This window comes from Helicobacter sp. 23-1045, from assembly GCF_053654655.1.
The window spans coordinates 92366-110229 of the sequence record NZ_JBSIUR010000004.1 but is presented as its reverse complement, the minus strand read 5'-3'; the positions used below and the strand labels follow the sequence as shown (position 1 = coordinate 110229).

Here is a 17864-nt window from a genome sequence, read left to right as displayed (position 1 = left end):
TTTATGCCTTAAATACGCGAGATTCTGCGTTTTTTATTATTAGATTCTGCGAAAATTTTGCTTTTTTATCAAGATTCTGTGGATTTGTTGCCGAGATTCTGCGAAAATTTTGCGAGATTCTGCGTTTTTTTATTAGATTCTGCGAATCGCAGAATCTAAGCACAATTTCGCAGAATCTAAACTTCCTTTGCCAAATATTTTCCCGTGTAGCTTCCGCTCTTTTTTGCATTCTTTACAATCGATGACACACTTCCACAATCTACGACTTTTCCGCCTTTATCCCCACCCTCAGGTCCAATGTCGATGATATAATCCGCGTTTTTTATCACATCTAAATTATGCTCGATGATAATCATAGAATTGCCTAATTCCACTAGGTGGTGGAGCACTAAAATGAGATTGTTTATATCCTCAAAATGCAGTCCCGTAGTGGGCTCATCAAGCACATAGAGCGTTTTGCCTGTGTCCTTTTTGCAAAGTTCTTTGGCGATTTTTATGCGTTGTGCTTCGCCTCCGCTTAAAGATAGCGCATTTTGCCCTAGTGTGATATAACCTAGCCCTATGTCGTTTATCGTTTTTAGTTTTTGCGTAATGCGCGGGATTTTTTTGAAAAATTCTAATGCCTCGCTTACGCTAAGATTCAGCACATCGGCGATATTTTTGCCGTTGTATAGGATTTCTAGCGTTTGTTCATTATATTTTTTGCCACCGCAAACATCGCATTTGACATTTATGTCGGGCAAAAAGTGCATTTCGATTCGTATCTCGCCCTCGCCTTGACATTTTTCGCAACGCCCACCTTTGACATTAAAGCTAAATCGCCCCACGCCGTAGCCTCGCACTTTTGCTTCTTTTGTCTGCGAAAAAAGCAAGCGAATGTCATCCATTACGCCCGTATATGTCGCTGGATTGCTTCGTGGCGTGCGTCCAATCGGGCTTTGGTCTAAATATATGACTTTATCAAGTTCTTCTAACCCGCGAATCTCCACGCCATCAACGCGGTTGATTTTCGTAGCTCGGTTTAGAATCTCTTGTGCGATAGGAAGCAGCGTTTGAAGCACAATGCTACTTTTGCCACTGCCACTCACACCCGTAACACACACAAAGTTTAATAGCGGTATTTTTAGGCTCAAATTTTTGACATTATTTATATTGATATTGTCGATTTCAAGCCATTTGCTTTGTTTGCGCCCATAGAAATGCTCTATTTGCTTTTTGCCATAGATATATTGCGCGGTTAGCGTGTTTGCGCTTTTTAGCTCGTCCATATTTCCGCTAAATATGACTTTTCCGCCATTTTTACCCGCGCCCTCGCCAATATCCACGATAAAATCCGCATTTTTAATCGTCTCTCTATCGTGCTCAACTACCACAAGCGTGTTGCCCTTTTGTTGCAAAGAGCGAAGCGTTTTGATTAGGCGTAGTGTGTCTCTCTCGTGAAGCCCGATACTAGGCTCATCAAGCACATACAGCACACCTGTAAGCCCACTGCCGATTTGCGAAGCGATTCGTATGCGCTGATTTTCGCCCCCGCTAATAGTGCGACTATCGCGCCCCAAACTCAAATATCCTAACCCCACATCATAGAGAAAATAAAGCCGTTCGCGGATTTCTTTTAAAATGCTTTGCGCGATGAATCTCTGCTCCGCGCTTAAATACGCGAAATTTGCCTCATCGCTAAAAAGGCGATATGCCTCTTCGATAGGCATTTCTACGATTTCGCCAATGCCCTTATTTGCGACTTTTACGCTTAAAGATTCTAATTTTAGTCGCTTCCCACCGCACAAATCACACACTTTTTCGCTCATATATTCGCCCAAATCGCTGTCGTTTTTATACATATTGTAGGCGATTTTTAGGATTCCGTCCCACGAACTTTTGATTTTGCTTTTGCCCCAATCAAATTGCAATTCCTTTGGGCTACCATAGAGAATCAAATTTTGTTTTTGCGCGGAGAGATTTTCAAAAGATTCGCTAGGCTCGATTTTTTCCGCTTTGCAAAAGGCATAAAATAGCTCTGTATAGTAGCTTTTGTTGAATCCAAATATGACTTTAATCCCGCCTTTGTTTAGCGGGAGCGCGTCATTTATGATTTTTTTTCTATCGATTCGGTAATTCATTCCAAGCCCATTACAGCTAGGACACGCGCCTTTTGGGGAGTTGAAGCTAAAACTGAGCGGCTCTAAAACTTCAAAGCTAATCTTACAATCAAAACACGCAAAATGTTCGCTATAATGCGTGAGTTTTTCGCCCTCCAACACTTCGATTTCGCCAAACGACTCTTTTAACCCACGCTCAATCGCACTTGCCACGCGCGATTTGTTTTCATCGCTTATCGTAACCCTATCAAGAACGATTTTTATAGTGTGCTTTTTGGTTTTGGATAGTTCGATATTTTCATCTAAACGCGCAATCACGCCATCAATCATCACCCGCACGAATCCTTTTTGGCGAAGCGATTCAAGTGTGTCATTGAATGTCCCCTTTTTTTCTTTGACAATGGGCGCAAGGATAGAGATTTTGCTACCATTTGGCAAAGACAAAATTTGATTTATAATATCGCTACTACTCATCTGCGAAATCTTTTTGCCACATTTATGGCAGTGTTGAATCCCTGTCCTTGCATAAAGAAGGCGCAAATAATCATAAATCTCCGTAATCGTCCCCACTGTGGAGCGCGGATTTTTAGAAGTCGTCTTTTGGTCGATTGCGATGGCGGGAGTTAGCCCCTCGATTTTATCGACATCAGGTTTGCCGACTTTATCCAAAAACTGCCTTGCGTAGCTTGATAGGCTCTCCAAATATCGCCGTTGCCCCTCCGCATAGAGCGTATCAAAGGCAAGTGTGCTTTTGCCAGAGCCTGATAACCCCGTAAATACGACTAATTTATTTTTAGGAATCTCTAAATTGATATTTTTTAGGTTATTTTCTCGCGCCCCAAAAATCTGTATGAAATCATTCGCAGAATCTAGCATTTTCTCACTCCATAAAAATCGCGAATTATATCTAAATTACAGCGCAATAAAATAAAAATTATTCTTTTTGCAAGTTTTTTGGGAGATTGACAGAGTGCAGTCGCGAATTTTAGAGTCTGTTAATGCCTCAAATTGTCATATGGTTACTTCACTTTGTGCTTTTCACTTCGCGCAAGAATGATAAAATAAATGCGATTTGCGATTCACAAAATCTCACAAATTTCGCAGAATCTTTGCCTAAATTTTGCTAAAATTACGCAATTTTAAAAGCGGAGGCGCGAAATCAAAAAGCCAAAATTGCCAAATTTCAAATTGCCAAATTTGCCAAATCTCAAATTGCCAAATTTGCCAAATTTGCTGAATCTAAATAGAGACACAAAGCGCAAAATCATTTTGTTTTTTGCCCCGCGCCTTGCGTGGTTTGCGATGTGGTTTATCTATCTTACTTCGTGCAATCGCTTTGCTATCGATGAAAAAATCACAGCGCAAAATGCCATTTTTATCGCGTGGCACGGCGAACTTTTGATGTTGCCATTTCTCTACCGCAAGATTCGGCAAAAATCAAACATTTTCATTTTGGCAAGCGAACATTTTGACGCAGAGCTCATCGTGCGGATTTGCGCGCTTTTTGGTATGCAAAATATTCGCGGGTCAAGCACAAAGGGCGGCAGGCGGGCGATTATCCAAAGCATAGCGCGACTAAAAGAGGGCAAGGACATCGCCATAATGCCCGATGGTCCGCGCGGTCCGTATCATAGCATTGCGGACGGCGCACCTGCGATTGCGCAAAAAACAGGGGCGCCCTTAATCGTCCTACAAGTCCGCGCAAGGCGATTTTGGGAGTTAGATTCGTGGGATAGATTTCGCATACCAAAGCCTTTTGGGCGAATCGACTACTACGCAAGCGCACCATTTTGCGTGGATTGCGCACTTGGCATTGATGACGCAAAAGAGATTATTTATCAACAAATGACAGGGGGACTAAATGAAGGCGATTAGAGATTATTATGTAAGCGCAAACGCGCTATTAGAGGGGCATTTCTTGCTATCAAGTGGGAAGCATTCAAAGTTTTATTTGCAGTCGGCAAAAGTGCTTGAAAATCCGCAGACTGCGGAGATTTTGCTAGCTAAACTCGCAGAATCTATCAAAAAAAGCAATATAAAAATTGAGTGCGTTTGCTCGCCTGCAATCGGCGGGATTTTGGCGGGATATGAACTCGCAAGGGCGCTAAATACGCGCTTTATTTTCACCGAGCGAGTGAATGGAGAAATGACGCTACGGCGCGGATTTAGCGTAAATCGTGGCGAGAGAGTGCTAATTTGCGAAGATATAATCACCACAGGGGGGAGTGCAATGGAAGCGGGAAGCTGTATTAGCGCGCTTGGCGGGGAAGTCGTGGCGTTTGCGAGTGTGGCAAATCGTGGATTTTGCAAAAGTGTGGATAGCGATTTTGCGCCAAAAAAAGAGTGCAAACTACCGCAGAATCTGCCTTTTTTCACGCTTGAAAATTTTGAATTTGAGATGTTTGATGCGGAGAACTGCCCGATGTGTAAAAGTGGAAGTGTGGCGGTGAAGCCCGGCAGTCGCGGGAATTAGGCAAGTTTGGCATTTAGATTCTGTGAGATTTTTCGCTTCGCTCAAAATGACAAAAAAATGAATGGCAATGCAAAGATTCTGCGAATTTCGCAAATGACAACAAAATCAAAAATGCAGAATCTAATTCACAAAATACCCACCCCCTTAATCCCCCTCCGCAAGGGAGGGGGAGAAAAAACGCAGAATCCTCCGTAGGGGAATCCATTTCGTCATTGCGAGCGAGAGAAGCGAGTGTGGCAATCTATGAATCAAAAAATAGATTGCTTTGTTGTTTTCGCTTCGCTCACACTGCCTCGCAATGACGAAGTGGGTGCAAGATTCTGCGAATTAGAGATTTTTCGCTTCGCTCAAAATGACAATGAAAAATATTTTGCGAATTTTAGGAAAATAAATGATTAAAGATTTTTTAGAAAAAACGCTTTTAATCCCGCGCATAAAGGCATTTATTACGGATATTTTTATGATTTATATGCCTATTTTGTATGTGGCGACTTATGGCGTTCTTGGCTCAAAAGAGGCACTTTGGGAAAGTCAATGGACGATTTTTGCCTGTGTGGCGTTGTATATTGTGATTTTATCGCTGTTTTTTGCGCGAAACGGGCAGAGTTTGGGTTACAAATACGCGCAAATCGCCCTGCGAAAGGAAAATGGCGCGGAGATTGGACTTGCCACTGCGCTTATTCGCAATGTTATTTTTTGTGTGAGTTTTGGACTGATTTTTGGCGTTTTCGTGCCTTTGGTGCGCAAAGATAGGCGATTTTTGCACGATATTTTAAGCAAAACAAAGGTGGAACTAAAATTGCTTGAAAATCCATAAAAAACGGAGCGGATTTTGAGAGTTGAGGCGTTAAATAAATTTGTGCAAATAAGTATCGAGGAATACAATCCAAACCTACCAAAAGTCCTAAACTACGCAAAAAAGCACTTCCAAAAGCACTATCATTTGTCAAGTTCGATTTTGATTTTGGATGATGGTGTGCGATTTAAGAAAGATTATTTTATAAATTGGGCGTATCATCTCGCAACGCAGGGCAGTTGCGATGAAATCGGTGCGGATTTAGAGCCGATTTTGGCGGTGAGCTTTTTGCCAATTCGCATTAAAATAATCAGCGCAAATGCCCTTGTGGAGCGCGTAAAAGTCTCATTTCACATTTTGAGCGCAAATCGCGCCGTGCTAATTTTAGATAAACCAAATCACACGGCAAAGCGGTATATTGGCGCGTTTTTGTCGCACTTGGTGGTGAGTAGCGATTTGTGTCATATTTATTTGGATATGCAAAATAGCGCGTTTTGGAAGTCGATAATGGAGATTATTGAGAGTAAAATCATCCACAATGTCCGCTTGGAGTTTGACTATGAAAGCTTTAAGGGCGGGAAGTCGCCTTCGTATTTGACAAAATCCGAGCAGATTCTGCGAAATGCTTACAAAGTGCTTGGCGTGGGGGAAAAGATGAGCTTTTTTGAAATCCGCGCAAAATATTTAGAGCAAATCAAACGCTACCATCCCGATAAAGTTTTCAACAAGGATAGCGCGACAATTAGCGCGTATAATGCGCGATTTATCGAGGTAAAAGAGGCGTTTGATATAATTAAGCGCAGTTTTGAGCTTGCGAGCTAAAATGGCGATTTAAGGCGCGCTCAAAATGGCGATTTAGAAAATTAGCGCAGAATCTGCGGATTTTGTGCTAAAATCTCATATTTTAAAAAAGGAGCGAAAGATGGAATACGAAGAAGGCAACAAAAAGGCGACACTCGCGCTAATTGCGGTGATTGCAACGGTGATAATTTTGGCGGCGGTGACTTACTTTTTCTTTTACAAAGATACGCAGGTTTATGATAATGCAGAGATTGAGGCACTGCCACAAGTCGCGCAAGAGGCGATAGAGGCGAAGAATGAAGAGCAAATTTTGCCGGATTCTGCGATAGATTCTGCAAATGCGGGATTTGGCGCAGAATCTGCGGATTTTGCGGTGGATTCTGCGATTTCTGCTGATTCTATTAAGACAAGCATTGCGAGTTTGAAATACAGCATAAAGCCAAATGATGTGGATATTTTTGCGTGTGTGAATTTTAGAAATGGCGGATGGACTATGCCTAAAAGCTGCAAGGGCGAGGTGATAAGCGCGGTGCAGAGGCTAATTGACAACAACGCCGAACTCATCGCAATCGAGGTAAGCGGTATTGTCGATAATAATCCCTACGCAGGTCCAAGCGCGGAGTTGAAGCAAGAGGGACTAGCGTCTTTTCGCGCAAGAGAGGGCATAATCACCATTATGAACGCATTTAGCAACGTCGCGGCGTTTGAAGGTCCAAGTATGCAGTTGTCAAATCAGCGCGGATTTCAAGTGAAGGCATATTATTTGCAAAAATAAATGAGCGATTTGAAGCGAATCGGCGTCCTTTTGCGTCCAAAGACGCCATCTTTGAAAAGTGCCTACGATGAGTTTGTGGCGGTGGCGGGGGCGTTTGGCATTGAGGTGATTTTGGAGAAAAATAGCGCGGAGATGATTGGCGCGGAAGTTGCCTTTGACTTTGATGAAATGTGCGAGAAGTGCGATATTTTGGCGAGTATCGGCGGGGATGGGACGCTGATTTCGCTAATGCGGAAGTCATTTGAGTTTGATAAACCCATTTTTGGCGTGAATATGGGGCGACTTGGATTTTTGACTTCGATAAAAATCGATGAATTAAGCACATTTTTGCAGAATCTAAAAAATGGCGAGTTTGATTTAAGGGCGCATTTAATGCTTGGCGGGGAGATTTTGGAAAATGTGGAAAATGTGGAAAATTTGGAAAATTTGGAAACTCCGCACACTTCACGCACTTCGTCATTGCGAGATTCTGCGAATGAAACGAAAAACGCAGAATCTACCGCAAATTCCGCAGATTCTGCGCCAAACCATCAAAACACCCAAAGCGCAAAAATCCTCCGCTGTGTGAATGAATTTCTCATTACCAAGCAAAATATAAGCGGGATGATTTGCATAAAAGCGCACATTGATGGGCGATATTTCAACACATATCGCTGCGATGGGCTGATTATCGGCACTCCCACAGGTTCAAGTGCGTATAATATCAGCGCGGGCGGTTCAATCGTCTATCCTTATAATCGAAATATCCTGCTCACGCCCATTTGCGCGCATTCGCTCACGCAAAAACCGCTTGTTTTAAGCGATGAGTTTGCACTAGAATTTTCCATCATTGAAGGCAGTGCAAAAATCATAATCGATGGGCAGGAAGTCTTTGATTTCCCGCGCGGTGCGAGTTTTCGCGTGAGAGTTTTGCAGAAAAATTCGCATTTGATTTATGGCAAAAATAGAGATTATTTTGCGATTTTGCGAGAGAAGTTTGGATGGGGAGATTAGGATGATTGAGCGACTTTATATCAAAGATTTGCTCTCTTTTAGCGAGGTTTGCCTAAATCCAAGTGCGAATTTTAATATTTTTAGCGGGATTAGCGGAAGCGGGAAAAGTGTGCTAATTGAGGGCATTCTCTCGCTTTTTGGACTAAAAGAGTGCAATGCGAGTGTGATTGAGGCGACATTTGCAGAATCAAAATCCATCCCCCTGCCGGAGGATTTTTTGGCGGATTGTGCGATTGTTTTAAAGATTATCAAAAAAGATAAGACGAAATATTTTTTAAATTCACAAAGCATTTCAAAAAAGCGATTAAAAGAGATTTTTGCCCCCTTTGTGCGCTATATCACCGCCCATTCGGTAAATGAATTGGAATCGCAGAATCTGCTTTTGATTTTGGATAATTTGGTAGAGCAAAAGGACTATCGCCACCTTTTAAGTGCCTTTCGCGCGGAGTTTGTGGCGTTAAATCAAAAAAGGGATGAATTAGCAAAGTTAGAGGCGGAGGAAGCGCATATCGCGGAGTTGAAGGAATTTGTGGCGTATGAGATTTCTCAAATCGAGCGCGTAAATCCCAAAATTGGCGAATATGAGGAACTTTTGGAGTTGAAAAAATCGCTATCCAAAAAAGATAAAATTTTAGAGAAAATAAATGCCGCAAAACCCGCGATTGAGGGATTTAGCAAGGTTATTTCGCTGCTTGATTTGGTGGAAAAAAATAAGGAAATTTATGGGGAGATTTTGCGCGAGATTGAGGGCGAGATAAATGCGGAGGCGGAGCGTTTGGAGGGCATTGATGAAAAAGATATCGAGGGGGTATTAAATCGCTTGGAGGCACTCTCGCAATTGGTGCGAAAATATGGAAGCATAGATTCTGCGCTAAATGCGCTTGGCGCGAAAAAAGCGGACTTGGAGCGATATAATAATCTCTCTTTTAATAAAAATGTCTTGCAAAAAGAAGTGGCGAATTTGGCAGATTCTGCGCTAAAAAAGGCAAGGCAAATTAGCGAAATCCGCCAAAATACACTGCCAAAGTTTTGCAAAAAACTTACATTTTTTTGCGAAAAGTTAAAATTAAATGCGCCAAAAGTTACGATTTTAGATAAAGAAATTTGCAAAGATGGCGTGGATAAAGTTGAGATTTTTTTGAATGATTCTGCGATTGCGACTTTGAGTAGCGGGGAGTTTAACCGCCTTAAACTTGCGATTATGTGCGTTGATATCGACTTTACAAAGCAATGTGGGATTTTGATTTTAGATGAAATTGATGCGAATTTAAGCGGGAGTGAAAGCGAAGGTGTGGCGGAGATTTTAGGCACTTTGTCAAAAAAATATCAGATTTTTGCAATATCTCATCAATCGCATATGCCCTGCTTTGCGTCAAATCACTATTTGATTTCAAAAGATAATGCCCTATCAAGCGCGACTTTGCTTGATAAAAATGGCAGGATAAATGAAATCGCGCGGATGATAAGTGGCGCAAACATCACGCAAAAGGCACTAAACTTCGCCAAAGAGAAATTAGCGCATTTGAAATGAATATCGCGATTTTGGAGCAGGTGGCGGAGTTTTTCGCGCGATTTAGGGTGATAAATTATTGCGGGCGCGTGGGCGATAATGTGATAAAACTTACGCTAGATTCTGCGAACTTTTATGTGGATTTAAGCAAGGGGAAAAGTTGCATTTTTTGCGATGAGCGCGCAGAATCTAGCGCAAAAATCTACAATGCGCCATTTGATTTCGCGCTGAAAAAATATCTAATCAAAGCGCGGATTTTGGCGTGCAAAGTGGATGGGAATAATCGCATTTTGCGCCTAAAATGCGCTAAAAATCTGCAATACAAAGTGCTTGAAAGCACCTTGCAGATGGAATTCACGGGGAAATACACAAACGCGATAATTTTAAATGAAAATGAAATCGTTTTAGAGGCGTTACGAAAAATCACACAAAATGCGCGAGTGGTGCAAAATGGCGTCTTTTTGCAACCGCTCCCACAGCAAGAAAGCGTCGTGCGGAGGGCATTTGATGGGGATATTTTAGAGTTTTTAAAACAGCAAAAAAATAATGAAAATTTAGAAAATGCCAAAAAAACGGCAACGCAGAATCTCGCTCAAAAAATCAAAAAACTTATATTTTTAAAGGACAATCTCCCACCCAAAAACGAGTTAGAAAAAAGGGCAAAAGATTACGCCAAAATCGGCGAACTATTAGCGATAAATCCAAATGCAGAAATTACCAATAATAGCATTTCGCTAAAAGACTATGAAGGCAAAAAACTTATATTTTTCGTAGATAATGACATAAACTTACATAAAAATCTAATAAATGAATTTTTCACAAAATCAAAAAAGTTAAAGGCAAAAGCGCAAAATATCGCCCTCCAATCGCAGAATCTAACTGAAAATATCGCCTTTTTGGAGGCAAAAATCGCCATCATAAAATCCGCAAAAAATCTTAGCGATATAAAAATCATCACACACAAGCAACCACGCCAAGCAAAGCACAGCAGGGCAAAACCGCAGAAATATGAAAGTTTTTTCATCGCTCAGCATAAAATCTCCATCGGCAAAAATGAGAGGGAAAATATCGCCCTTTTGCGCGATGCGAGGGCGGATGATGTGTGGATGCATATTCGTAACATTCCTAGTTCGCATTTGATTATCCATAGCGGTAAAAATACGCAGTTAAAAGACGAGATTTTGCGCAAGGCGGGGGAGATTCTGCTAGGATTTGCGAAATTGCAAGGTGGGAATTTTTTGGTCGATTATACTAAACGCAAATTTGTGAAAATCAAAGATGGCGCAAGCGTGGTGTATAGCAATTTTTCCACGCTCACACTGAAAACGGAGGCGAAAATGGCGATTTCGCAAATAGGAAATATCGCTCACATAAATCAAAATACCCTATCAAATGCGCAGCTGCAAGCATCGCAGCAAAACGCCCAAAACGCGCAGAATCTAATAAATATCCAAGAATTTTCGCAAAAAATCCAAGAAAATTTAGAAGTGCGAAAAACAGAGGAAAGCAAAGCGATAAATAAAGACGGAAAAGGTGGTGGTGACGCAAATAGCGCAGAATCTAGTGCGCAAAACGCGGAATCTCACGCGCAAAAAAAACAGCATAAAAATATTTACGGCGATGATGGGATTTTGGATATTAAGGTGTGAAAATTCGCGCGTTGCGTTTTAGATGCGCGATTTTCGTGCGGGTTTAGGGTAGATTCTGCGATTTATGTAAAATTTTTCGTTTAGATTCTGCAAATCGTAGAATCTTAAAAAATCCCGTCATTGCGAGATTTGCCAAAGGCAAGTCGTAGCAATCCAAATCACGCGAATCTAAAAGGCAAATAAAATCAATGGCACAAAAGCGAATCAATAAATTTTACATTGAGATTCTGCCAAAGTCAGCGATTTGCATAAGTTTCAAAAGTTGCATTAGTGGATTTGCAAGTGTGGGTCGGTGCTTCGCACAGACGCTTCCGTTGCACTTCATTTCGCTTCGCTTCGCTCAAACGCCTCGCAATGACGAGTTTAGTTTGGATTGCCACGATTTTGCTACGCAAAATCTCGCAATGACGAAATTTAACAATATTAGATTCTGCAAAATTCGCAGAATCTCACATAAAAAATCCAAAAAAATCTAATGCGTTTGTTTTTCTCATTGCAAAAAAACGCAGAATCTCGCACAAAAAAATCAAAAAAAATCCAAGATTCTGCGTTTCCCATACAAAAAAATCCAAAAACCTCCAAAAAAATTTCCAAAACCTCAAAAATCTCTCCAAAATTTCCAAATTCTCCCAAAAATCATTACCAAAAGTTACAAAAATCGTTTTTTTTTTTTTTATTTTGCAAAATTTATTTTGTATTTACTAACTATTTGTCAAAATTCACTCGTTTCATCAAAATTTAATTTTCAGGAGGTTCAAAATGAAACGAAGTGGTTTTAGTATGATTGAGTTAGTGTTCGTTATCGTAATACTAGGTGTTTTGGCGGCGGTTGCGGTGCCTAGATTTGTGGCAACTAGGACAGATGCGCAGGTAGCGACAGCAAGAAGCGACTTGGCATCAGCGCAAAAGGCGATTGTGGCAAAGGTATTTGCCGATAATATCGACCCTACGCAGAGCAAAGCACCAGATCCAAATAAACCAGTCGCAGGGCAAACTCCAAGTAAAGATTGGGGTGATTGGATAATCGAAGTGGCAGGATTGGATGGCGCGAGGTGGCTCAAAGGTGGAAACCCCATCAGCAACCAAAATGCCGCTTTAAGCGTAAATGCTAATGATGGTATCCAGCCTGTGGGGAATGTCCAAACAACCGATGGTGGTAAAAAAGGTGGATGCGGAATGGTGCTAGGTATAAACATAGTGGAAGGTATGCTAGTGTTTTCGCCAAATAATATTGGTGGCTCAAATGTCGCAGTTTCAAAAGCGACAAACTTCTGCTACGCGCTAAAAGTGTCCTTTGCAAGCTCTGGCGGTCCGGGAAATAAAATCATCCCACTTGCTTCTACGGGAACGGTTGAGTTTTAATCTAGCTTTTTATCTACAACTAGCTAGTTTCGGGGTGGGATTTCCCCGCCCCTTGCTTCTATTTTTTAATATCTCTTTATTCGTCATTGCGAAGCGTAATGTAAGTTCTCCGCCATTGCGAGGGAGCGAAGCAACCATCCAAATCACGCGAATCTAAAAGACAAATAAAATCAATGATACAAAATTGAATCGATAAATTAAGATTTTTAAAATCTAACCACAGATTTACATAAAGTCCGCGATTTACGATTGATTTAAGATTCGCATAAATAGATTTGCAGGTGTGGGTCGGTGCTTCGCACAGACGCTTCGTTGTTTTCGCTATCGCTCAAACGCCTCGCAATGACGAATTTTTTGCATTAGATTCTGCGATTTTATAAAATTTTCGTGCGAATTCGCAGAAATCTAACCCACCCCCTTAATCCCCCTCCGCACGAGAGGGGAGACTTTTTTGTCATTTTGAGCGAATACGAAAAATCTTAAAAAAATAAAGATTCTTCGGTCGCTTCGCTCCCTCAGAATGACAAAAAACAAATGCCAAGAATGACAAAAATAGCGTAGATTCTGCGTTTGGATTGCCACGAAGTCGCCCTTAAACGCGTGACTTCTCGTAATGACAAATCTCGCAGAATCTCGCAATGACAAATTTTCGCGCAATCTACGCTCTCTCCAAAATCAAATCGATAATTTCCTCGCTTCCGTTTTTATAAGGCAGTTTTGCTAAGTTTTGCGAGATATTTGCAATTGTCGCAGAATCTGCGATATTTTCAAAATGGCGCATTTTCGCAGAATCTAAATATTTCAAAAACGCATCTTTATCCAAATCTTTTTGCCTCACAACCTCGCAAAGTCCCCTTTTTGCTAAAAAATCCGCATTTAAAAACTGATGATTTTTCGCCGCAAAGGGATATGGCACAAAATAGCAAGGCAGATAGTTTGCCACCATCTCCCAAAGACTGCTCGCCCCTGCGCGACTTACGCAAAAATCCGCTTTTGTGATAAACTCCGCCAAATTATCGCTAAAATCAAAAAGGGTGACTTGCTTATCCGCATTTATCGCGCTGTATGCGCTTTTTACGCGCTCAAAGTCGGCTTTCCCGCATTGATGGATGATTTTTATGCCCCGTTTTAAAAGTTCTGGCGCGAGATTTAGCGCGAAATCATTGATTGCCATCGCCCCCTGCGAACCGCCTAAAAACAAAATGCACTCTACCCTACCCCGCACCCGCGCGAGTTTGCGATAAATCTCATTTATGGGATAAGCGGTGCAAATGAAATTTTTCCCGCCCATCTCAAAACTACCAAAAACCGCCCTTGCAAAGGGGGCAAGAATGCGATTTAGCGTCCCAAAGACGCTATTTTGCTCGTGGATAAAAAGCGGGATTTGGCATAAAAGTGCCGCAATGCTCCCGCCACCCGCGCTAAATCCACCCACGCTAATCACAAAGTCGATTTTATGCCTTCGCAGAATCTGCATTGATTTTAGCACCGCGCAAAACTGCATCCACAGCGATTTTAGCAGTCCAAATCCCCTTTTATTCACCACACCGCTTGATTTTAAGAAGTATTTTGCCTCAAAAATCTCGCTGTTTTCGAACCAAACTCTATCCTGTCCGCTTTGCGAACCGATATACACGCATTTAAATCCCCTCTTTTGGCACTGCACCGCGAGTGCCTTTGCGATACTTAAATGCCCGCCCGTGCCTCCGCCTGTGATTGCCACGCGTTTTAGAGACATTTTTCCACCCCCATTGCCAAAAGTCCCACGCCAAAGGCGCAAAACACCACCGCGCAAACTTTATCGATGATAAAAAATAATCGCCCCGTGATTAAATGTCGCGCGAAGTGTGCGGTGAAAATCACGCATAAAAACGCCACATTTAGTCCCAAAAATAGCAGTGCGAAGTGCAATGCGGGACTTTTGGTGCTAAATGGCGCGATGATTGCGCTAAAAAAAAGCATTGCCTTTGGGTTTGAGAGATTGATGAGTAATCCCGTGAAATAGGGACTTTTGGACGCAGAATCTACGGCGGATAAATCGATATTTTCTTTTGAAGCAAACAGCAAAAACGCCAAATAAAGCAAGTAAATCCCGCCAAAAAAAGCAATTGCAATCTGCGCAACTTCCCCGCCAAGCAAGTGCGCGAACCCAAAATACAAAATCGAAATGTAAAAAATCCACCCCGTAGCGATGCCACATAGCGTCTGCAATCCCGCGAGGACGCCACTTTTCAGTGTTTGGCGTAACACTAGCAAAATATCCGGTCCGGGAGTTATCGCCCCCAAAAATGCGATGAAAAATATCAAAATCCGTCCTTTTGTGAATTCATTATGCTTTGTAAAATGTGCCTTATAAAAGTGGAATTTTAACACAAATGCGCGGGAGATTCTGCGAAAATTTATGTTAGATTCTGCGAAAATTCGCGCTAGTCTGCGAATCGCAGAATCTAGCGTGGAAATCCGTCATTGCGAGACTTGCGAAAGCAAGTCGTGGCAATCTAAAAATTACCCACCCCCTTTGTCCCCCTCCGCAAGGGAGGGGGATTCGCACGAATTCACGCTAGATTCTGCGAATCGCAGAATCTACCACAAAATCGCAGAATCTATAATTTTTTTGTGGATTGCCACGAGAATTCGCTTACGCTCATTCTCTCGCAATGACGGAGTTTGTTGTCATTTTGAGCGACAGCGAAAAATCTCAAAAAAATAGAGATTCTTCGATTGCTTCGCAATCTCAGAATGACAAAATAATGGATGGTTGCTTCACTTCGCTCACAAATCCTGTGGATTGCCACGATTTGCTTCGCAAGTCTCGCAATGACGGAAAAACAGAAAATCGCAGAATCTATGATTTTTTTGTGGATTGCCACGACTTGCTTTCGCAAGTCTCGCAATGACGAAAAAATACAGAATTTCGCAGAATCTCCCCTATTTTTCGCACTTTTTCTTAAATTTCGTAATCAAAATTTTCTTGCCAAGCTCCACGCCGGGCTGATTGTAGGTGTCAATGTCTAGCACTTTCCCTGCACACGAAGTCAAAAGCTCATAATACATTATCAAACTCCCCGCGCTTTCCTCATCAAGCCGTTTAATTTCAATGCTATCAGTCGGCACGCCCTCTTTTTGAATCGCCTCCATTGTGGAGAGTTGCTGTTTTTGCAAAAGCGAAGCAAAACTCGCGCCATTAGCAAAATCACACGAATCCAAAAATTCTAATTTCATCTTTGGGATTTTTGGATTTTCATAGCTCATCTGATTTAAACTCAAAAAAGTTACGGTTTTATCCATCACGCCTTGCACGATTAGCTGCAAAAACGAATGCTGGTCGATACTGCCAATAAGCGCAATCGGCGTTAGCGCGGTTTTACGATGAAAGCTATTTAGCTTACCCAAACTCTCGCCCCAAAGTTGCACATACCACGCATTAAAGTCCTTAAATACGCTTGAATACGAAAAGAGAATATTTATGTGAAATTTGTCCCTGTGATTGCCAAAAAAAATCGCCTTTTTTAAAATATGGTCTGCCTTGCGCTTAAAAAAGTCATTTGAAATTTCACGCGCCCCACGCAAGATTTTCTCCACGCGATAGCCCAAAATGCTTAAAGGCAAAATGCCTATCGTGCTAAGTGCCGAAAATCGCCCCCCGATATTTTTGTCAATGCAAAGCGTGGCGATTTTGTGTTTGCGCCCAAAGGATTCAAGCGGTGAGCCAAAATCCGTGATGATTGCCAAATGTCGCTTGTTTGTCGCGCCTTTTAATAGCTGATAACGGCGCAGGACATATTTCATAAGCGAGAGCGTTTCAATCGTTTTGCCAGACTTTGAGATGACGATAAAAAGCGAATTTTTGAATTTAATTTTTTTGAGCGTTTTTTCAATCTTTATGGGGTCGGTGTGCTCCAAAAATTTCAAATTTATCGCCTTGCGATAGGGCAAATGCGATAGCATCGAATCGATTGCTTTAAGCCCAAGCGAACTGCCACCAATGCCGATAATGATTAGATTTTCGATTCCATCTAAAAGCATTTTTCGCGATTCGATAAACTTATGCGAATCCAAAATCGCGCTTTTTTGGTATGGCAAATCATAATATCCGCTAACGCCCTCTTTTTTTTCAGCCACAATGGCGCAAAAAAGTGCCTCCATCGCGTCTTTTGAGAGATTGCTAGATTTTGGAAAATAGTCTTTGAATTTTATCATTGATTCGCCCCTATAAAGATTTGTGCCTATTTTACGCTAGATTCGCGCCTGATTTACGATAGATTTGCCACATTTACGCATTTACAAACGCCACCAAATCCACAAGTCGCGCACTATAACCCACTTCATTATCATACCACGCAAGGACTTTTGCGTTAAAATCATCTACCACAAGCGTCTTATCTGGCACAAAAATGCTACTATACCGCGAATCCACGAAGTCGCTTGAAACTAGCTTTTGCGTGTCATTGTGGATAATTTGCGGATTTTGTCGCTCTGCCTCCAAAAATGCCTCGTTGATTATATCCACGCTCACGCGCTTTTTAAGGCGCACGGACAAATCTATGAGGCTCACATTTGGCGTGGGGACGCGAATCGCAACGCCATTTAGTTTGCCATCAAGTTCAGGCAAAATCTTACCAATCGCCTTTGCCGCGCCCGTGCTTGTGGGTATCATATTTAGCGCAGCGGCACGCGCACGGCGCAAATCCTTGTGCTTGACATCTAGGACATTTTGGTCGTTTGTGTAGCTATGAATCGTAGTCATAAGTCCGCACTCCACGCCAAAATTGCTATGAAGCACCGCCACAATGGGCGCAAGGCAGTTTGTCGTGCAACTCGCATTTGAAATCACGGATTCGCCCTTGTATGCGCTATGATTCACGCCATAGACAAACATCGGCGCATTGTCCGCAGGGGCGGAGATGACGACTTTTTTGACATTGCCGTGTAAATGTTGCGCAGATTTTTCGGCTGAGTTAAATTTGCCCGTGCATTCAATCACGCACTGCGCTTCGCCAAAGTCCAATTTGTTTGGGTCTCTATCGCTTAAAACGCGGATATTTTTGCTTTTGCCTATGCGAATCTTATCATCGCCTAGCACTTCGATTTCAACGCTATGCCTATGCACCGAATCAAATTTCAGCAAATGCGCTAATGTCGCAATGTCCGCCGTGCTGTTGATTGCTACGATTTCTATGTCATCTCGTTCAGCGATGATTCGCGCCACGCAAAGCCCGATTCGCCCTGTGCCGTTTATGGCTACCTTTATTTTTGTCGTTTGGATTTTTGCCGTTTGTGTTGTTGTGGTTTGCGTTTTTGTCGTTTGTATTGTTGCCATTTTTGCCTCCGCTAAAAATTTTTGCAATTTTATACAAAAATCTTTTAAAAGTTGCTTGCGCGGATTTTTAGATTCTGCGAAAGGCA

Annotated in this window: 23 protein-coding genes; 13 read left to right on the top strand and 10 right to left on the bottom strand. The window is 42.1% G+C overall.

What is annotated here, in order from left to right:
• Position 1: 1 nt before the first annotated feature.
• Both ACWIUE_RS05565 and uvrA read right to left on the bottom strand, forming a co-directional pair.
• Entirely contained in the window at positions 2–229 is a 228-nt protein-coding gene (locus tag ACWIUE_RS05565) for a hypothetical protein (RefSeq protein WP_454135612.1), read from the bottom strand.
• A complete protein-coding gene (uvrA, locus tag ACWIUE_RS05560) occupies positions 177–2975 on the bottom strand; it encodes an excinuclease ABC subunit UvrA (protein WP_454135611.1) in 2799 nt (932 codons plus the stop codon). The genes ACWIUE_RS05565 and uvrA overlap by 53 nt, the downstream gene beginning before the upstream one ends.
• Positions 2976–3272: 297 nt before the next feature.
• Between uvrA and ACWIUE_RS05555 the strand changes: the two genes are divergently transcribed.
• The gene (locus tag ACWIUE_RS05555; RefSeq protein WP_454135609.1) at positions 3273–3974 is read left to right on the top strand and encodes a lysophospholipid acyltransferase family protein; all 702 of its coding nucleotides are present in this window, start codon (positions 3273–3275) and stop codon (positions 3972–3974) included.
• Positions 3961–4572, top strand: coding sequence for an orotate phosphoribosyltransferase (gene pyrE, locus ACWIUE_RS05550; protein ID WP_454135607.1), 612 nt, complete (start codon positions 3961–3963; stop codon positions 4570–4572). The genes ACWIUE_RS05555 and pyrE overlap by 14 nt, the downstream gene beginning before the upstream one ends.
• A gap of 13 nt (positions 4573–4585) precedes the next feature.
• Here pyrE and ACWIUE_RS05545 read toward each other — a convergent pair whose 3' ends face one another.
• On the bottom strand, positions 4586–4777 hold the full coding sequence (locus tag ACWIUE_RS05545; RefSeq protein WP_454135606.1) for a hypothetical protein: 192 nt from the start codon (positions 4775–4777) through the stop codon (positions 4586–4588).
• Positions 4778–4815: 38 nt separating this feature from the next.
• Here ACWIUE_RS05545 and ACWIUE_RS05540 point away from each other — a divergent pair, with 38 nt between their 5' ends.
• From ACWIUE_RS05540 to ACWIUE_RS05510, 7 genes are all read left to right on the top strand, one after another.
• Entirely contained in the window at positions 4816–4971 is a 156-nt protein-coding gene (locus ACWIUE_RS05540) for a hypothetical protein (RefSeq protein ID WP_454135604.1), read from the top strand.
• A complete protein-coding gene (locus ACWIUE_RS05535; RefSeq protein ID WP_454135602.1) occupies positions 4964–5389 on the top strand; it encodes an RDD family protein in 426 nt (141 codons plus the stop codon). Before ACWIUE_RS05540 ends, ACWIUE_RS05535 begins: the two co-directional genes overlap by 8 nt.
• 15 nt (positions 5390–5404) lie before the next feature.
• Positions 5405–6190, top strand: coding sequence for a J domain-containing protein (locus ACWIUE_RS05530; RefSeq protein ID WP_454135601.1), 786 nt, complete (start codon positions 5405–5407; stop codon positions 6188–6190).
• 100 nt (positions 6191–6290) lie between these two features.
• Complete coding sequence (locus ACWIUE_RS05525) at positions 6291–6944, top strand: hypothetical protein (RefSeq protein ID WP_454135599.1); 654 nt, start codon at positions 6291–6293, stop codon at positions 6942–6944.
• Positions 6945–7937, top strand: coding sequence for an NAD(+)/NADH kinase (locus tag ACWIUE_RS05520; protein WP_454135597.1), 993 nt, complete (start codon positions 6945–6947; stop codon positions 7935–7937).
• Entirely contained in the window at positions 7879–9468 is a 1590-nt protein-coding gene (locus ACWIUE_RS05515) for an AAA family ATPase (protein WP_454135596.1), read from the top strand. The genes ACWIUE_RS05520 and ACWIUE_RS05515 overlap by 59 nt, the downstream gene beginning before the upstream one ends.
• Complete coding sequence (locus tag ACWIUE_RS05510; protein ID WP_454135595.1) at positions 9465–11096, top strand: NFACT family protein; 1632 nt, start codon at positions 9465–9467, stop codon at positions 11094–11096. Before ACWIUE_RS05515 ends, ACWIUE_RS05510 begins: the two co-directional genes overlap by 4 nt.
• Before the next feature lie 43 nt (positions 11097–11139).
• Here ACWIUE_RS05510 and ACWIUE_RS05505 read toward each other — a convergent pair whose 3' ends face one another.
• Positions 11140–11304: a hypothetical protein gene (locus ACWIUE_RS05505; RefSeq protein WP_454135593.1), complete on the bottom strand. Its 165-nt coding sequence runs from the start codon at positions 11302–11304 to the stop codon at positions 11140–11142.
• Between ACWIUE_RS05505 and ACWIUE_RS05500 the strand changes: the two genes are divergently transcribed.
• On the top strand, positions 11285–11572 hold the full coding sequence (locus ACWIUE_RS05500) for a hypothetical protein (RefSeq protein ID WP_454135591.1): 288 nt from the start codon (positions 11285–11287) through the stop codon (positions 11570–11572). The two genes, ACWIUE_RS05505 and ACWIUE_RS05500, sit on opposite strands and share 20 nt — an antisense overlap.
• Here the strand turns inward: ACWIUE_RS05500 and ACWIUE_RS05495 are convergent.
• Positions 11520–11729, bottom strand: coding sequence for a hypothetical protein (locus tag ACWIUE_RS05495; RefSeq protein ID WP_454135589.1), 210 nt, complete (start codon positions 11727–11729; stop codon positions 11520–11522). The two genes, ACWIUE_RS05500 and ACWIUE_RS05495, sit on opposite strands and share 53 nt — an antisense overlap.
• Before the next feature lie 126 nt (positions 11730–11855).
• On the opposite strand from ACWIUE_RS05495, the gene ACWIUE_RS05490 reads away from it, so the two are divergent.
• The gene (locus tag ACWIUE_RS05490) at positions 11856–12458 is read left to right on the top strand and encodes a type II secretion system protein (protein WP_454135587.1); all 603 of its coding nucleotides are present in this window, start codon (positions 11856–11858) and stop codon (positions 12456–12458) included.
• 405 nt (positions 12459–12863) lie between these two features.
• Here the strand turns inward: ACWIUE_RS05490 and ACWIUE_RS05485 are convergent, their stop codons facing one another.
• The 3 genes from ACWIUE_RS05485 to ACWIUE_RS05475 are packed head-to-tail and all read right to left on the bottom strand — an operon-like array spanning position 12864 to position 14765.
• Positions 12864–13115 (bottom strand): hypothetical protein, encoded by a 252-nt coding sequence (locus tag ACWIUE_RS05485; RefSeq protein WP_454135586.1) that lies wholly within the window; start codon positions 13113–13115, stop codon positions 12864–12866.
• Position 13116: 1 nt separating this feature from the next.
• The gene (gene murG, locus ACWIUE_RS05480) at positions 13117–14196 is read right to left on the bottom strand and encodes an undecaprenyldiphospho-muramoylpentapeptide beta-N-acetylglucosaminyltransferase (protein ID WP_454135584.1); all 1080 of its coding nucleotides are present in this window, start codon (positions 14194–14196) and stop codon (positions 13117–13119) included.
• The gene (locus tag ACWIUE_RS05475) at positions 14187–14765 is read right to left on the bottom strand and encodes a LysE family translocator (RefSeq protein WP_454135582.1); all 579 of its coding nucleotides are present in this window, start codon (positions 14763–14765) and stop codon (positions 14187–14189) included. The genes murG and ACWIUE_RS05475 overlap by 10 nt, the downstream gene beginning before the upstream one ends.
• 94 nt (positions 14766–14859) lie before the next feature.
• Between ACWIUE_RS05475 and ACWIUE_RS05470 the strand changes: the two genes are divergently transcribed.
• Positions 14860–15168 carry a hypothetical protein gene (locus tag ACWIUE_RS05470; protein ID WP_454135580.1) on the top strand — a complete coding sequence of 103 codons (309 nt, stop codon included), beginning with the start codon at positions 14860–14862 and terminating at the stop codon, positions 15166–15168.
• A complete protein-coding gene (locus tag ACWIUE_RS05465) occupies positions 15137–15355 on the top strand; it encodes a hypothetical protein (RefSeq protein WP_454135579.1) in 219 nt (72 codons plus the stop codon). The genes ACWIUE_RS05470 and ACWIUE_RS05465 overlap by 32 nt, the downstream gene beginning before the upstream one ends.
• A 31-nt stretch (positions 15356–15386) precedes the next feature.
• Here the strand turns inward: ACWIUE_RS05465 and ACWIUE_RS05460 are convergent, their stop codons facing one another.
• Together ACWIUE_RS05460 and gap are read right to left on the bottom strand one after the other, a co-directional pair.
• Complete coding sequence (locus ACWIUE_RS05460) at positions 15387–16658, bottom strand: glucose-6-phosphate isomerase (RefSeq protein WP_454135577.1); 1272 nt, start codon at positions 16656–16658, stop codon at positions 15387–15389.
• 73 nt (positions 16659–16731) lie between these two features.
• Entirely contained in the window at positions 16732–17778 is a 1047-nt protein-coding gene (gene gap / locus ACWIUE_RS05455; RefSeq protein WP_454135575.1) for a type I glyceraldehyde-3-phosphate dehydrogenase, read from the bottom strand.
• Positions 17779–17864: the final 86 nt, after the last annotated feature.

Excerpts from the sequence above, each read along its gene's own strand:
- ACWIUE_RS05565 (WP_454135612.1), bottom strand. The coding sequence starts at position 229 with ATGCAAAAAAGAGCGGAAGCTACACGGGAAAATATTTGGCAAAGGAAG.
- uvrA (WP_454135611.1), bottom strand. The coding sequence starts at position 2,975 with ATGCTAGATTCTGCGAATGATTTCATACAGATTTTTGGGGCGCGAGAA.
- pyrE (WP_454135607.1), top strand. The coding sequence starts at position 3,961 with ATGAAGGCGATTAGAGATTATTATGTAAGCGCAAACGCGCTATTAGAG.
- ACWIUE_RS05545 (WP_454135606.1), bottom strand. The coding sequence starts at position 4,777 with ATGGATTCCCCTACGGAGGATTCTGCGTTTTTTCTCCCCCTCCCTTGC.
- ACWIUE_RS05540 (WP_454135604.1), top strand. The coding sequence starts at position 4,816 with ATGAATCAAAAAATAGATTGCTTTGTTGTTTTCGCTTCGCTCACACTG.
- ACWIUE_RS05535 (WP_454135602.1), top strand. The coding sequence starts at position 4,964 with ATGATTAAAGATTTTTTAGAAAAAACGCTTTTAATCCCGCGCATAAAG.
- ACWIUE_RS05525 (WP_454135599.1), top strand. The coding sequence starts at position 6,291 with ATGGAATACGAAGAAGGCAACAAAAAGGCGACACTCGCGCTAATTGCG.
- ACWIUE_RS05520 (WP_454135597.1), top strand. The coding sequence starts at position 6,945 with ATGAGCGATTTGAAGCGAATCGGCGTCCTTTTGCGTCCAAAGACGCCA.
- ACWIUE_RS05515 (WP_454135596.1), top strand. The coding sequence starts at position 7,879 with ATGGCAAAAATAGAGATTATTTTGCGATTTTGCGAGAGAAGTTTGGAT.
- ACWIUE_RS05510 (WP_454135595.1), top strand. The coding sequence starts at position 9,465 with ATGAATATCGCGATTTTGGAGCAGGTGGCGGAGTTTTTCGCGCGATTT.
- ACWIUE_RS05500 (WP_454135591.1), top strand. The coding sequence starts at position 11,285 with ATGGCACAAAAGCGAATCAATAAATTTTACATTGAGATTCTGCCAAAG.
- ACWIUE_RS05490 (WP_454135587.1), top strand. The coding sequence starts at position 11,856 with ATGAAACGAAGTGGTTTTAGTATGATTGAGTTAGTGTTCGTTATCGTA.
- murG (WP_454135584.1), bottom strand. The coding sequence starts at position 14,196 with ATGTCTCTAAAACGCGTGGCAATCACAGGCGGAGGCACGGGCGGGCAT.
- ACWIUE_RS05470 (WP_454135580.1), top strand. The coding sequence starts at position 14,860 with ATGTTAGATTCTGCGAAAATTCGCGCTAGTCTGCGAATCGCAGAATCT.
- ACWIUE_RS05460 (WP_454135577.1), bottom strand. The coding sequence starts at position 16,658 with ATGATAAAATTCAAAGACTATTTTCCAAAATCTAGCAATCTCTCAAAA.
- gap (WP_454135575.1), bottom strand. The coding sequence starts at position 17,778 with ATGGCAACAATACAAACGACAAAAACGCAAACCACAACAACACAAACG.